The organism is Rhizobacter sp. AJA081-3 (genome assembly GCF_017795745.1).
GTDB lineage: Bacteria > Pseudomonadota > Gammaproteobacteria > Burkholderiales > Burkholderiaceae_C > Piscinibacter.
Genome location: NZ_CP059067.1, coordinates 3,545,383 through 3,559,510, shown reverse-complemented (window position 1 = coordinate 3,559,510; position 14,128 = coordinate 3,545,383). Strand labels below are relative to the sequence as shown.

Below are 14,128 nucleotides of genomic sequence, written 5' to 3'. Positions count from 1 at the left end.
CTTCGGGTGGCTTCGTTCATTTCGGGGGAGACGTCATGAATGCACACACGCTCGCCGCGGATGACGGCACGCCGCTGTCGGTGCGCTTCTTCGAGCCGGCGGAAGGCGAGCCGCAGCGCGGTGCCGTGGTCATCGGCGGCGCGATGGGCGTGCGCCAGGACTACTACCGCGCCTTCGCCGACTGGCTGGCGCAGCAGGGCTACCGGGTCGCCACCTTCGACTACCGCGGCATGGGCGATTCGCCGCCGCTGGCGGGCACGCTGCGTGGATTCCGCGCCGACCTGTTCGACTGGGCGGCCGACACCGACTCGGTGATCGAGGCGCTGGCGGCGCGCAGCGGCGATCTGCCGATCTACCTGATCGGCCACAGCCTGGGTGCGCAACTGCCCGGGCTGCTGCGACACCGCGACCGCCTGGCCGGGCTGCTGTCGATCGCCGCCGGCAGCGGCTACTGGCGCGACAACGCACCGCAGCTCAGGCGCATCGTGCTGTATTTCTGGCACGTGCTGGTGCCGGTGGGCACGGCGCTGTTCGGCTACTTTCCGGGCCAGCGGATCGGCAAGGTCGGCAACCTGCCCAAGGGCGTGGTGATGCAGTGGCGCAAGTGGTGCATGCACCCGCGCTATCACGTCGGTGCCGAAGGTGCGATGGTTCGCGAGCGTTTCGCGGCGGCGCGGTTTCCGGTGGTCGCGCTGTCGATCGCCGACGACGAGCTGATGACCGAGCGCGGCACGCAGGTGCTGATCGACTGCTACGCCAATGCGCCGCGGCGCATCGAGCGCATCACTCCTGCGGACGTGCAGGCCAAGCGCATCGGGCACTTCGGCTTCTTCCGCGACCAGTTCCGCGCCACGCTCTGGCAGCGCGCCGAGCAGCTGCTGAGCGAGCTGGCACTGCCTCGGGGAGCCGCCGCTTGAATCTGCACGCCGAACCGACGAATCCGGCGCGCCGCCAGGCCCTCGTGCGCGGCGGCGCTGTGCTGATCGGCTCGTCGCCGATGCTGCTGTCGGCCTGCGGCGCGGCGCCGGTGGCCGATGCGAGCTTCGGTTCGCTGCCGGCCGCCTTGGCCACTCTGCAGTCGCTCAAGGACAAGCCGCCGCGGGCCACCGGCACCTGGGACCTGCCCAAGGTGTTGATCCACGCGGCGCAGAGCGTCGAGTACTCGCTCGCCGGCTTCCCGCAGCCCAAGGCGGCATGGTTCCGCGCGACGGTCGGGCCGGCGGCCTTCGCGGTCTTCTCGGCGCGTGGCCGCATGAGCCATTCGCTGTCGGAGCCGATCCCCGGCGCACCGGACATCGCCGCCGGCCAGGCGCTGGACGCGGCCGTGGATCGCCTCGTCGCCTCGCTGCGCGCCTTCGATGGCCACACCGGCGCGCTGGCCCCACACTTCGCCTATGGTGCGCTCGACAAACCCGACTACCTGCGCGCCCACCTGATGCACCTGGCCAACCACTGGCAGGAGATGGCAGCCTGAGCGCGCCACCACCCGACCGAACCCACAGGAGACACCTGCATGAGCATCAAGACCGCCACGCTGAACGGCGTGGCCACCATCGAGATCGCCCGCCCGGAGAAGAAGAACGCGCTGACGGTGGCGATGTACCAGGCGATGGCCGACGCGCTCAACGCCGCGCAGGCCGACCCGGCCGTGCGCGCGGTGCTGATCACCGGCCAGCCGGGCATCTTCACCAGCGGCAACGACATCGAGGACTTCATGAGCCGCCCGCCCGGCTCGGGCAGCAACGCGGCGGAGTCGCCAGTGTTCCAGTTCATGCGCGCGCTGGTGGGCATCGACAAGCCGGTGGTGGCCGCCGTCACCGGCGCGGCCATCGGAATCGGCACCACGATGCTGCTGCACTGCGACCTGGTCTACGTGTCGGACGAAGCGCGGCTGGCCATGCCTTTCGTGAGCCTCGGCCTGGTGCCGGAGTTCGCCTCCAGCCTGGTCGTGCCGCGCCTGCTGGGCAACGTGAAGGCGGCCGAGAAGCTGCTGCTGGGCGACCCCTTCTCGCCCGAGGATGCGGTGGAGGCGCGCATCGCCAACGCCGTGCTGCCCGCCGGCGAGGTGGTCAACCACGCGCGCCGCATCGCCGAGCGCTTCAACGGCTTGCCGCCGGGGGCCGTGCGCGAGACGAAGAAGCTGCTGCGCCGCACCAGCACCGACGAGATCCTGAAGACGATCGCCATCGAAGGCGAGCTGTTCAGCGCGCGGCTGCGCAGCCCCGAGGCGATGGAGGCTTTCCAGGCCTTCTTCCAGAAGCGCAAGCCCGACTTCTCGAAGTTCTCCTGAGCGGCCGGCCGCCATGTCGCTGGCGCTGAAGCTCGCTCTCGCGCCGCTGCTGGTCGTGCAGGCGGTGGCCACGCGCCGCCGTGCGCCGGTGCTGCCCGAGCCCGAGGGCCCGCGGCAGGGCCAGGTGGGCGCGGGCCGCGTGTTGCGCGTGCTGATCGTGGGCGACTCGTCGGCCGCCGGCGTCGGCGTGCGCACGCAGGACGAGGCGCTCGCCGGCCACCTGACGCGCGCGCTCGCCCGCTGCAGCGGCCGCCGCGTGCGCTGGCAGCTCGTCGCGAAGAGTGGCATCACGACCGTGCAGGCGCTGGACCTGCTCAAGCAGTCAGCGCCTTCGCCGGCCGAGATCGCGGTCGTGGTGCTCGGCGTCAACGACGTCATCGACCAGGTGCCTTCGCACCGCGCGGTGCAGCAGCGCGCCGTGCTGGTCGACTGGTTGCGCGAGCATGCCGGGGTGCGCCACGCGGTCTTCGCACCGCTGCCGCCGGTGCACCGCTTCCCGCTGCTGCCGCAGCCGCTTCGCCACGTGATGGGCGGCGATGCGCGCCGCCACGACCGGGCCGTGGCACGCTGGGCCGCGACGCGCGACGACGTGTCGCACCTGCCGATCGACTATGCCCTCGGCCCCGAGCACATGGCCGACGACGGCTTCCACCCCGGCGAGCCGGTCTACCGCGCCTGCGGCGAGGCGCTGGCGAACCACGTCGCCGGACGGCTGATCACCACCAACAACGACACGGAGACGACACCATGAGCCTCAAGGGCAAGACCCTCTTCATCACCGGTGCCTCGCGCGGCATCGGCCTGGCCATCGCGCTGCGCGCGGCGCGCGACGGCGCCAACATCGTCATCGCCGCGAAGACGGCCGAGACAAACCCCAAGCTGCCCGGCACCATCCATTCCGCGGCCGCCGAGATCGAGGCCGCGGGCGGCCACGCGCTGGCGCTGCAGACCGACATCCGCGACGAGGCCAACGTGCTGGCCGCGGTCGAACGCGGCGCGGCGCATTTCGGCGGCATCGACATCCTCGTCAACAACGCCAGCGCCATCAGCCTCACGCCGACCGACGCGACGCCGATGAAGCGCTTCGACCTGATGTTCGGCGTGAACGTGCGCGGCACGTACCTGTGCACGCAGGCCTGCCTGGCGCAGCTGATCCGATCGGCCAAGGCCGGGCGCAACCCGCACGTGCTGAACATGTCGCCGCCGCTGTCGATGCGAGAGCACTGGTTCGCGCCGCACGTGGCCTACACGATGGCCAAGTACGGCATGAGCGAATGCACGCTCGGCCACGCGGGCGAGTTCCGGAAGTACGGCATCGGCGTCAACAGCCTGTGGCCGCGCACCGCCATCGCCACCGCGGCGCTGCAGATGATCCCGGGCGTCGATCTCGGCAAGTGCCGCACGCCGCAGATCCTGGCGGATGCGGCCTACCTCGTGCTCACCAGCGACCCGAAGGCGACCACCGGCAATTTCTTCATCGACGATGCGCTGCTCGCGCAGTACGGCGTGAGCGACTTCGACCAGTACAGCGTCACGCCGGGCACGAAGGATTTCATCCCGGACTTCTTCGTCGACTGATCGAGGCCTGCGCGGCGGCCAGGCCGAGCGCGCGCAGAGCGCCGTGCAGACGGGCCGGCAGCAGGCCGAGCACCGGTGAGCGTGCGAGGTAGTTCTCGCGCCAGCCGTCCGCGGCGTCGATCACCTCGACGCCGGACGCCAGCGTGAGCACGGCATCGCCCCCGATCCAGTCGCGGCCGCCGAGCGACTGGGCGCCTTCGAGCGCCATGCGCACGGCGACGAGCGCGGCCGGGGCACCGGGCGCGTGGCAGGTGCCGTCCGGGCATTCGAGCAGGACGTGCCGGGCGAGGTGCAGGCGAATCGGGGAGGGCATAGCCGCATCATCGCTGCAGGTCGTGGCTATCTGGACAGGCTGCTCTTCGTCGCCGGTCCGCAGTGACCCCCTCGAATCGGTGCCCGGCCGTCGTGGCGTGGCGACGCTGCGTGACGCTCGCGTGACGCTGCGCTCCCTAAGGTCCTGCTCGAAGGCCCCGGGGCGGGCCATGGGAGCGGAACATGCGGCGGATCACCCACTTCATCGGCGTGCTGGCGAGCGCCTGGCTCCTGGCGGGTTGCGGAGGAGGCAGCAGCAACGATGGCGGCGCTGAGTCGCTGCCGCTCGAACGCCCATCCGGCACCGCGCTTGTCGGCGCGGCGGGCGCCACGATCGTGGGCGTGGACGGCGCTCGTGTCGAGGTGCCCGCGGGTGCACTGGGGTCCGGCGGCGCCGAACTGTCAATCAGCATCGCGCGCGACTCGACCGACGCGCCAGCGGTGCCGGCGGGCTTTCGTCCGCTCGGCGACATGTACGCCGTCACGCCCCATGGGCTGCACTTCCAGGCACCAGTGGCGGTGACGGTGCCGTTCGACGTGGCCGCCCTGCCGGCGGACCGCAAGCCGGCGCTGCTGAAGGTCACGCCGGGGCGGCCTTGGGAGCTGATCGAGGACGTCACCGTCGACGGTGGCACGGTCACGGCGCGCGTCAGGAGCCTGTCGTACTTCCTGCCCGTCAGCGCACCGCGCGACGGCTGGATTGTGCCGAACCCGACCACCCCGCCGCAGCCGACGCAGGCCGCCCTCACGCTGCGGCTCGAGAACTCGGGATGGGTGAGCTTCCCGCCCACCGGCACGAACGCACGCATCGTGCAGCAGCCAGCGGTGGACCAGCCGGCCCAGGTGGACTGGGGCGTGGTGGTGCCCGAAGCGTCTGACCTGTTGCAGCAATGCTGGACGCGGGACATGCGCGTGCGCCTCATCCGGCAGACCGCCGTCGTCTATCGTCTTCCCAGCGACCCGATGAGCGGCGTCAACCGGGTGGCGGTGGACCCCAACAGCGAGGACTACCTCGAGTCCTACCGCAACGTCACCGTCGCGAGGCGTTCGCTGGTGCCTGTCAACACCGCCAGCGACCAGTGGCGTCCGCTGCCCCCGAGCGTGGGCTTGGCCGCGCTGCTCGGCCCGGCCGCCGACATTCCGTCCAACGCCATCATCGACAGCGTCGGTAGCCACCTGAGCCTGCGGGTGCAGTGCGTGCAGGAAGGCGGCGGTGGAGGCGGGCTTTTCAGCGATGACCTGGGCGTCATCTGGACGCAGGACAACCTGGTGCCGCCGCTGGTGGTGCTGCGAGGCTTCACGCCGCCGCGCATCGCGGTCACGGAGCATCCGGTGGGGCGTGCGGTGTTCAGCGGCCAGTCGGTGGAGGCGAACAACACCCCGGGCGTCCAGGCCTACCTGCCGATGCGCTCGGGCATGCTGCTGAACTTTCCGCGGCCGCAAGGCCTGCAGGGCACGGCGCGCTGGGAGCGTGCGGCCGCCGGCAGTTCGACCTGGGCGGACGTGCCGGCCATCCTGCCCGGCGCGACACCGCCCGCCGACGGCCTCTACTCGCATGCCAACGGCGACGGCGTTCTGCCCGACGAAACCATTCTGCGCGGCATCGTCTCGGCCGCGCGCGATAACGGCGCGCAGTTCCGGGCCCGCTTCTGCCTCGCCGCCACGGTGACGACCCCGCAGGAGTGCGCCACCTCCCGGCCCGCGACGCTGACGGTGAGCACCCAGTACCCGCAGCCGCGCTTCACGACCCAGCCGCTCAGCCAGACCTTCCGCAGCGGCCAGACCCTGTCGCTGGGCGTCGCCTTCCAGGGCTTCCCGTTGCCCACGGCAGTCACCTGGCAGACCCGCGCGGCCGACGATCAGCCGTGGCAGAACGTCGACGCGGCCGTCTGGTTCAACCGGGTGCGTCAGGACGTGGCCTACGACCCGTTCATGCTGGCGTACTACAGCACCGGCGCCGACACGCTGGTCTCCACGCGGCCGCTGACGGTGGCCGACCGTGGCCGCCAGTTCCGCGCCACCTACACGACACTCGGCGGCACGGCAACCTCGCAGGCCGCGACGATCAACGTCACCACCGGGCTCACGCCGCCCTCGATCACGGTGCAACCGCAGGACCTGAGCGTGGGCAACGGGCAGACCGCGGTGTTCACCGCGCTGGCCGACGGCGCCGCGCCGCTGTCCTACCAGTGGACATTCAACGGCACGCGCATCCCCGGCGCCAACGCGCCGACGCTGGCGCTGGGCAGCGTCAACGCCGCCAACGCCGGCCTCTACGCGCTGGAAGTAGGCAACGCCGAGGACACCGTGCGCAGCCGCGCGGCGCGACTCACGGTGGGCACCGGCAGCGCCACGCCACCGCCGCCGTTGGGCATCGTCAGCGGCCCGGCCGCGCAGTCGGTGCAGGCCGGGGGCAATGCGGCCTTCGCGGTCGTCGCCACCGGCGCGGCGCCGCTGACCTACCGCTGGGAACGCGACGGCCAGACGGTCGTCGGCGCGACCGATCCGATCCTGTCGCTCACCGGTGTCATCGCCGATCAGGCGGGCGAATACGTCGCCGTGGTCAGCAGCGGTGGCGCTACGGTGCGCAGCCTGCCGGCGCGCCTGACGGTGCAGCCGCTGCAACCAGGGCTGCAGCCGCCGACCATCGTCGCGCCGCCGGTCGGGCTGACCGTGGCGCAGGGCCAGCGCGCCGTGCTGGCGGTCGGTGCCAGCGGGGCTGGCAGCCTCGCCTTCCAGTGGTCGCGCGGCGGCAGCGTGCTGCCGGGCGCGACCTCGCCCGTGCTCGTCATCGACGCGGCGGGCGGCAGCGACGTCGGCAACTACACCGTCACCATCACCAACGAGGCCGGCAGCGTGACCAGCACGGCCGCCGGCCTGGCCGTGATCGCCGCACCGGGCGCGCCGAGCATCACCGCCCAACCGGCCAGCCGCAGCGTTGTCGAAGGTCAGGCTGCGGCATTCAGCCTCGCCGTCGCCGGCAACCCCGCGCCGCAGTGCCAGTGGACACGCAACGGCGTGGCCATCTCAGGGGCCACCTCGTGCACCGGCTACACGACAGCGAACACCACCAACGCCGACAATGGGGCGGTCTACAACGTGGTCGTCTACAGCCCGGGCGGCGTGGCCATCGGCAACGGTGCCCTGCTGACGGTCACCGCGCCACCGGCGGTGCCCGTCATCACGCAAGACGTGGCCGACGTCAGCGCGCCCGAGGGCGGCACGGCCACCTTCAGCGTCGTGGCCAGCGCGAACGGGCCGCTCTCGTACTACTGGGTGCGGATCGGCGCGCCCACTGCGCCGCTTGGGGGCAGCACCTTCGACATCGGCCCGCTGCAGGCCAGCGACGACGGCGCGACGGTGCGCGTGATCGTCTGCAACGGCCCGCTCGCCAACGGTGCATGCACCACCAGCCGCGACGCGCGGCTCACCGTGACGCCCGTGGTACCCGCCAACGCGCTGACCGCCACGCAGATCGTCGCCGGCCAGGAATGGAGCATGGTGCTGCGGCCCGACCGCAGCGTTTGGGCCTGGGGCCAATACATCCGCAACGACGGCGCTGTGCAGTACACCAACCTGCTCCAGGCCAACCAGGCGCAGCGTCCGGTGCGCATGTACCCGACGGTGTTGACCGATGTGCGCGAGATCAGCGGCTGGTTCAACAGCTACTGGGCGCTGAAGGGCGAGCCCGGAAGCGCCGGCAGCCGCGTGCTGCACTGGGGCCGCGCCCTTGCCGGCTCCGACGGCCGCGGCGGCGACGGCAACGGCAGCCTCGGCAGCTCGATCCCGCCGCGCGACAACGAAGCGGCGCCGGTCGAAGTGCTGGAACGCGTGAACAACGTGCCGCAGCCGGTGGACCGGGTGTGCGCCATCGCCGGTGGCGGCGAGCAGCTGGCGATGATCCGCGCGATCAGCAGTGCCGGCACCACCACCGACTGCAACCCCGGCTCGGCCAAGACGGTGTGGTTCGTCGGCTCGCTGCTCGGGCAAGGCTACGGCTCCACAGGCGTCGCCTTCGCCATGCCGGGTCTGCCGGCCGATTCACCGCCCGCGCTGATCTTCACCGGCAAGACGACCTCGGGCTCGCCGCCGCTGGTCATCGCGCTCGAGGACGGTCGCGTCTACGGCCTGGGCGCCAACCCGTACGGCGGCCTCGGTGTCGCGCCGTCCGGCAGCGGCATCGTCGGCGGGTTGGGTGGCCCGCTCCTGCTGCCCAACACCTGGGGCAACGCGCGCAGCTTCGGCATGAGCTTCTACTATTCGCTGCTCGTGGTGCGCGCCGATGGTTCCGTGGTGACCAGCGGCTACGACGGCGCCGGCGAGTTGGGCCTGGGCAGCGTGATCGGCGGCAGCATGCTCGGCCCGGTGGCGGTTCTGGCCGAGACCTGCACGGGGCTGCCCTGCGCCGACACACTGACCGGCGTCACGGCCCTGGCCAGCGGCACCAGCGCGGCCACATTGGCGCTGAAGAACGGGCAGATCCTGGGTTGGGGCAGCCGCGCCAGCGGTCTGCTCGGGCCGGTCGCGAGCGGCAGCCAGCCCATCCCGCGCCCGGTGGCCTCCCCGGGCTTGAGCGGCTTCACCGCACTCTCGGCCAGCAATACGCATGCACTGGTCATCGGCCCGGGCAATGTGGTCTACGCCTGGGGCAGCAATCTGCGCTTCGCGCTGGGCGACATCGCCAACAGGTCCGCGCCGACGATGGTGACGGTACCTTGATGGCGGGCCTGCGGGGCGACCGTCCCATGCGCGCCCGCTTGTCTGAAACCACGCAGCTGCTCACGAGTGATGCTCGCAGCGGGTGCCCTGCGAGTCTCGTACGTGCGGGAGCCCGGCCGCGCGGTTGCTGCCTGATCGGTGGGTGGGCACGGGCCCGGCTGGCGTTGTTGATGACCAACACCCTGGCCCTGCCCGCCGCCTTCGCCCGGAGCGGTGCGGCGCCTTCTGCGGAAGAGTCTGCCGACCTGGCGCCGCTGATGCCGCGCCCGGCCGGCGCGGGCGAGGAACCGCTGGCGCCGCTCGCTTCCGAGCTGATGCTCGCTGGCGCCGCTTGCTTCCGAGCTGGTGCTCGCCGTTGCCGCCGAGCGGGTGCAGTTGCAGCCCGACGCGGTGGTGGCCAGGGTGGGGCAGCGGGTGCCGTTCAAGCCGACAACGCCACCGTGCGCCAGGAGACCTGCTACCGCATCACCGTGCGCACGAGGTGAAGTGCGGCCACACCACACCGCGGAGAACGCCATGACCCAACAAGCCCTTGCCCGCATCGCCACCGCCGCCCTCGGCGCGGCCACGCTGCTTGCCGCCACGCTGCCCGCCCACGCGCAGTGGGCCATCGACTACACGGTGCGCTACGACGCCTCCGGCCAGCAGACCGGCAAGCCCGGCGAGCGCCGCGGCCCCGACACGCTGGTGAGCGAGAAGACCACCTGGCGCGTGCAGCAAGAGGTGCGCGGCACGCTGAACTACACGCAGAAGGTGCGCGGCGCGGTGGCCAGCAACATGCCCGATAAGAACAACGAGCAGCGATACGACTCGTGGATCAGCCGCTCCGGCCGCGCCGGCAATCCGGCCTGGATGAAGCTCGACGCCGAGGAGGTGATCGACAGCGCCGCCCGGCTGGCCAAGGCCGACGGCGAGGGCGCGGGCGATCTCAATCGCGAGCGGGCCGGCAAGTTCGGCCGCGTCGAACACCTGCGCACGCGCATCGCCATGGCCGCCGAGGGGCCAGGTGCGGCGAAGCTGAACGACCCCTTCGTGCAGATCGATCGCGTCGACGGCAAGCTGCACTTCGAGCCACCGGCGGTCGACCTCGACCCTGCGCAGGTGCGCTACGCCGTCCAGAAGGTCACACGCATGGACAAGCCCGCTGCCGCCGGCGAATGGGACAGCAGCGACGCGAAGGACGGCGCGCAGCGCACCATGGCGCTGCGCCTGCCGCTGCTGCCGGTGCAAGTGTTCGACATGCCGCGTGATGCGCAGTCGTTCGAGGCCACGCGCACGGTCGACGTGCCGGGGCGCATCGGCGGCAAGGCGACGATCACCGTTGCGCTGCGGCGCGCCGGCGCGGCGCCGCCCGCCAAGGCGAGCAACACAGCGACCCCCGCTGCGACGGGCGGTGCCGTGGCCGCCACTGGCGCTGCCGCTGCGACGGCTGTCGTGGCCGCGCCTGCGCCGGCGCAGGCGGCCAGGCCGGCGGCGGCGGACCCCTGCGCGCCGAAGGACGCCGCCTCGGTCACCACGGCCGCCGATGCGGGCGCCGTGGTGGGCGGCGCTGCGCTCGGCGGCGGCCACGGGCGCAACGTGGGTGCGGCGGTGGGCGGCTTTCTGGGTGCTCTGGGAGGCAAGAAGGACAAGTCGGGCAGCGTCGACTGCCCGCCGCCTGCACGCTGATCGCGCCCTCGCGTTGACCACCCCAGGCTGCAGAATGTCCACACCGCTTGCCGCCCTGGCTGGATACCACCTGTCTCGCATGCCCCAGTCTGCCGACCGCGCGCGCCCCGAGTCCAAGGCCCCGAGCCCAAGGATCGCCGTCGCGCGCCTGTTGCTGTACGGCGATCCGCTCGTGCAACTCGACGGCGCCCAGGCCGTGGCGCTCGAGCGCCGCGCTGCCGCTCTGTGCGCGCTGGCTGCGCTCGAGCCCGACTGCACGCGCGAGCGCGCCTCGCAGTGGCTGTGGCCCGACTCCGACGACCCCCGGCGCAATCTGCGGCAGCAAATGCTGCGCTTTCGCAAGAGCTTCGGCGTGCCGCTGCTGGCCGAGGGCGACGTGCTGGCCCTGGCACCCGGTGTGCTGATGGCGGCCGGCCAGGCCGGCGCGCCGCTGCTGGGGCAGCTCGATTTCGCCGACAGCCCGCAGTTCGCTGTGTGGCTCGCCGCACGACGCAGCAGCCACCATGCCACGCAGACCGCGCTGCTGCGTGAGCGTATCGCGCATGCCGAGGCCGACGGCGACCTCGACGCCGCGCTCGCTGCCGGTGAGGCCCTGCTCGCCGCCGATCCCGATGCCGAAGGCGCGCACCGCGAGCTGATGCGGCTGCACTACCTGCGCGGCGACAGTGCCGCGGGCCTGGCGGTGCACCAGCGCCTGGTGCACCAGCTGGCCCACACCCACCACGCGCGTCCGCACGCTGACACGGAAGCGCTGGCCCAGGCTCTGCGTGACTCTGCAGTGCCGGCGCTGGTCGCACCCGTGGCGCGCCGCGCCCTGCCCACGCTGATGCGCCCGCCGCGGCTGATCGGCCGCGAGCGCGAGTTGGCCGCGGTGCGTGACGCCTGGGACGCCGGCGGCGTGGTGCTGCTGCTCGGCGAGGCCGGCATGGGCAAGTCGCGGCTCGTCGCCGAGATCGGCCGCGATCGCCGCCTGGCCGTCGTGCAGGGGCGGCCCGGCGATGCGGCCATTCCGTATGCGACGCTGGCGCGGCTGTTGCGTCACGCATTGCCGCGCACTGCAGACGCCATCGCGCCCGAGCAGCGGCAGCATCTCGCCCGCGTGCTGCCTGAACTCGCGCCTTCCGTGCCGCTGCCGGCCGAAGGCCAGCGCCTGCTGCTGCAGAACGCGGTGTGCCAGGTTCTGGCGCGCGCGTCGGCCGAGGCCGTGGCCATCGACGACCTGCACTTCGCCGACGACGCGAGCGTCGAGATGCTGCTCGCGCTGGCCGGTGAAGGCGGCGAGCAGGGCCTGCACTGGCTGTTCGCGCAGCGCCCGGCCGAGGGCGGAGCGGCTGCCGCGGTACTGCGCGACACGCTGCAGGAGGCCGGCGTGCTCTACCGGGTCGACGTCGAGCCGCTGTCCGCGGTGGCGATGGCGGCACTCGTCGACTCGCTCGGCCTGCCCGGCATCGATGGCAAGGCCATCGCCTCAGAGCTCGTGCGCCGCACCGGCGGCAACCCGCTGTTCGCGCTGGAGACCCTGAAGCTCGGCATGGGTCCCGGCGGCCGCGGCGGCGTTCCCGCCAACGTCAGCGTGCTGATCGAGCGGCGCTTGCGGCTGCTCTCGCCGGCCGCGCTGGAACTGGCGAGGCTCGCCGCGGTGGCTGGCGTGGATTTCGACGTGCAGGTCGCGGAGGCGGTGCTCGGCGTCGGCGCGCTCGGCCTCGCCGACCGCTGGGCCGAGCTCGAGGCGGCGCAGGTGCTGCGAGACGACGCCTTCGCCCACGACCTGGTGCACGAGGCCACGCTGCGCTCGCTGCCGGCCCCGGTCGCGAAGAGGATCCACGCCGACCTCGCTGCGCACCTGGAAGGCCGCGCCGCCGAGCCGGCACGCATCGCCTCGCACTGGCAAGAGGCAGGCGAAGGGCTGCGCGCGGTGCCGCATCTGGTGGCCGCGGCGCAGCGTGCCCTGGCCGGATTCCAGCCGGGTGTCGCGGCGCAGCACCACGAGACCGCGGCCGACCTGCTGCTGGCCGCCGGGCAGCAGGCGCAGGCTTTCGATCAGCTGTTCGAAGCGGCCGAATCCCAGGGGCGCTTGTCGGACGCGGCGCGCCTGCGTGCCCTGCGTGACCGCCTGCACGACCTGGCCCGCACCGAGCGCCAGCGCGCGATGGCCGAGCTCATGGCCGTCCGTGTGGCCGACTTCGAGGGCGACTACCCGGGCCTCGAGCGACATGCCCTCGCGATCCTGGCCTACGCGGATCCGGCAGGTGACCGCAAGCTGCAAGCCTACGGGTGCATGGCACTTGCTGCGGCAGCCTTCTGGACCGGGCGCACGGCCGAAGCCGAGGCCCCGATGCGGCGCAGTGCCGAGCTGTGGCGCGAGCTCGGCGACACCCGCGCGGCGGCGGAGTCCATGCATTCCTTGGGCGTCGTGCTGTGTCGCCTGAAGCGCTTTGCCGAGGCGCGCGAGGTCATGGAGCAGACAGCTGCCGATCTCGAAGCCCTGCAATCCTGGCGCGAACTGGCGTTGAACTGGCACGAGCGGGCGATTCTGCAGGAGAACCTCGGGCAGTTCGACGCGATGCTGGCCCTGTTGCACCAGGCGGCCCGTGTGCTGGATCGCGTCGAGGACGGCGCCGAAACCTGGACGTTCGTCGCCACGGCAACGGCCCGCGCATTGCGCCGCTGCGGACGCCATGCGCACGCGCTGAAGACGCTTCAGGCGCATCGGCAACGGTTTGCCGGCGACCTGGGGAGCGTGGCTGGCATGGTGCCGCTGGAGCGTGCACTGATCCTCGCCGAACTGGGCCGCCCGCATCTGGCGATTCAGGCGCTGGCCGAAGTGCAGGCCTGCCCTGGCCTGGCCGCGGGGTATCGGGCCAGGGCGCTCGCGTTGCGCTTGCAGCTCTGGGTGGCCGGCCAGCTCGGCGGGCCCATGCCCACCGGAGAAGAAGCCGGGGAGGACGTGCGACCGCAGTTGACGCTCGAGCGCGCCCGGCTCGGGACCCAACCTGCGGCCGAGCGGGCGGCGGCTCTGGCCGGGACGATCGAGCGGGCGCTCTCGCATGACATCTCTGCCGAGGCCCGTGGCGCTCGCGCCGAACGCGTCGTGGCACTGCTCGAAGCAGGTGATGCGGCGGCAGCGGCCGACGAAGCGTTGACCCTGCGTGACAGTCTCGCCGCGGGCGGCGTGAGCGGCTACCCGCCCCTGGCGTGGTGGGCGATCGCGCAAGCCCTGCGCGACCGCGTTCCATCGGCGGCCGTGGCTGCGTTGCAGCAGGGCGTGGACTGGATCGCGCAGGCGGTGGCCGCAGACATGCCCGCCGAGTTCGTTGACTCGTTCCTGAACCGCAACCCGGTGAACCGCGACCTGCTTGCCGCCGCTGCGCGAGAGCCGACCTTGGCCGACCGGCTCGCGGCGCTGCGGGCCGGTGGCGCGATCGGATAGCTGCAACGACCGGTGCAGTGTGTCGCCACGGTGACACGCAGGCGCACCATCTCGTCGGGGGAAACGCGATTGACGTCCGTCAAGGACGGCGCATGCTGCGGGACCGCGACGGCGCTTTCTGTCCACAACAC

The 14,128-nt window shown here is 72.3% G+C and carries 10 protein-coding genes; 9 read left to right on the top strand and 1 reads right to left on the bottom strand.

Going from position 1 to position 14,128, the window contains the following annotated elements; translation table 11 throughout:
- The first annotated feature begins 35 nt into the window (after positions 1–35).
- From HZ992_RS17045 to HZ992_RS17025, 5 genes are read left to right on the top strand one after another with little or no spacing between them, the layout of a single operon-like run.
- Positions 36–917 carry an alpha/beta hydrolase family protein gene (locus tag HZ992_RS17045; protein WP_209383021.1) on the top strand — a complete coding sequence of 294 codons (882 nt, stop codon included), beginning with the start codon at positions 36–38 and terminating at the stop codon, positions 915–917.
- Positions 914–1,474: a DUF1569 domain-containing protein gene (locus HZ992_RS17040; protein ID WP_245213076.1), complete on the top strand. Its 561-nt coding sequence runs from the start codon at positions 914–916 to the stop codon at positions 1,472–1,474. Before HZ992_RS17045 ends, HZ992_RS17040 begins: the two co-directional genes overlap by 4 nt.
- A gap of 39 nt (positions 1,475–1,513) precedes the next feature.
- Complete coding sequence (locus HZ992_RS17035; RefSeq protein ID WP_209383020.1) at positions 1,514–2,290, top strand: enoyl-CoA hydratase; 777 nt, start codon at positions 1,514–1,516, stop codon at positions 2,288–2,290.
- Between the two features lie 13 nt (positions 2,291–2,303).
- On the top strand, positions 2,304–3,041 hold the full coding sequence (locus tag HZ992_RS17030) for an SGNH/GDSL hydrolase family protein (protein WP_209383019.1): 738 nt from the start codon (positions 2,304–2,306) through the stop codon (positions 3,039–3,041).
- Positions 3,038–3,868 carry an SDR family oxidoreductase gene (locus HZ992_RS17025; protein ID WP_209383018.1) on the top strand — a complete coding sequence of 277 codons (831 nt, stop codon included), beginning with the start codon at positions 3,038–3,040 and terminating at the stop codon, positions 3,866–3,868. Before HZ992_RS17030 ends, HZ992_RS17025 begins: the two co-directional genes overlap by 4 nt.
- Here HZ992_RS17025 and HZ992_RS17020 read toward each other — a convergent pair.
- Positions 3,843–4,181 carry a hypothetical protein gene (locus tag HZ992_RS17020; RefSeq protein WP_209383017.1) on the bottom strand — a complete coding sequence of 113 codons (339 nt, stop codon included), beginning with the start codon at positions 4,179–4,181 and terminating at the stop codon, positions 3,843–3,845. The genes HZ992_RS17025 and HZ992_RS17020 overlap by 26 nt on opposite strands.
- A gap of 182 nt (positions 4,182–4,363) precedes the next feature.
- Between HZ992_RS17020 and HZ992_RS17015 the strand changes: the two genes are divergently transcribed.
- From HZ992_RS17015 to HZ992_RS17000, 4 genes are all read left to right on the top strand, one after another.
- A complete protein-coding gene (locus HZ992_RS17015; protein ID WP_209383016.1) occupies positions 4,364–8,899 on the top strand; it encodes a hypothetical protein in 4,536 nt (1,511 codons plus the stop codon).
- Between the two features lie 170 nt (positions 8,900–9,069).
- Positions 9,070–9,384: a hypothetical protein gene (locus HZ992_RS17010; protein WP_209383015.1), complete on the top strand. Its 315-nt coding sequence runs from the start codon at positions 9,070–9,072 to the stop codon at positions 9,382–9,384.
- Between the two features lie 31 nt (positions 9,385–9,415).
- Positions 9,416–10,567 carry a hypothetical protein gene (locus HZ992_RS17005; protein WP_209383014.1) on the top strand — a complete coding sequence of 384 codons (1,152 nt, stop codon included), beginning with the start codon at positions 9,416–9,418 and terminating at the stop codon, positions 10,565–10,567.
- A 79-nt stretch (positions 10,568–10,646) separates the two neighbouring features.
- Positions 10,647–13,997 carry an ATP-binding protein gene (locus HZ992_RS17000; protein WP_209383013.1) on the top strand — a complete coding sequence of 1,117 codons (3,351 nt, stop codon included), beginning with the start codon at positions 10,647–10,649 and terminating at the stop codon, positions 13,995–13,997.
- Positions 13,998–14,128: the final 131 nt, after the last annotated feature.

Bases quoted from the DNA above. Each gene is read 5' to 3' on its own strand.
- HZ992_RS17010 (WP_209383015.1), top strand. From the start codon at position 9,070: ATGACCAACACCCTGGCCCTGCCCGCCGCCTTCGCCCGGAGCGGTGCG.
- HZ992_RS17020 (WP_209383017.1), bottom strand. From the start codon at position 4,181: ATGCCCTCCCCGATTCGCCTGCACCTCGCCCGGCACGTCCTGCTCGAA.
- HZ992_RS17000 (WP_209383013.1), top strand. From the start codon at position 10,647: ATGCCCCAGTCTGCCGACCGCGCGCGCCCCGAGTCCAAGGCCCCGAGC.
- HZ992_RS17045 (WP_209383021.1), top strand. From the start codon at position 36: ATGAATGCACACACGCTCGCCGCGGATGACGGCACGCCGCTGTCGGTG.
- HZ992_RS17035 (WP_209383020.1), top strand. From the start codon at position 1,514: ATGAGCATCAAGACCGCCACGCTGAACGGCGTGGCCACCATCGAGATC.
- HZ992_RS17030 (WP_209383019.1), top strand. From the start codon at position 2,304: ATGTCGCTGGCGCTGAAGCTCGCTCTCGCGCCGCTGCTGGTCGTGCAG.
- HZ992_RS17025 (WP_209383018.1), top strand. From the start codon at position 3,038: ATGAGCCTCAAGGGCAAGACCCTCTTCATCACCGGTGCCTCGCGCGGC.
- HZ992_RS17005 (WP_209383014.1), top strand. From the start codon at position 9,416: ATGACCCAACAAGCCCTTGCCCGCATCGCCACCGCCGCCCTCGGCGCG.
- HZ992_RS17015 (WP_209383016.1), top strand. From the start codon at position 4,364: ATGCGGCGGATCACCCACTTCATCGGCGTGCTGGCGAGCGCCTGGCTC.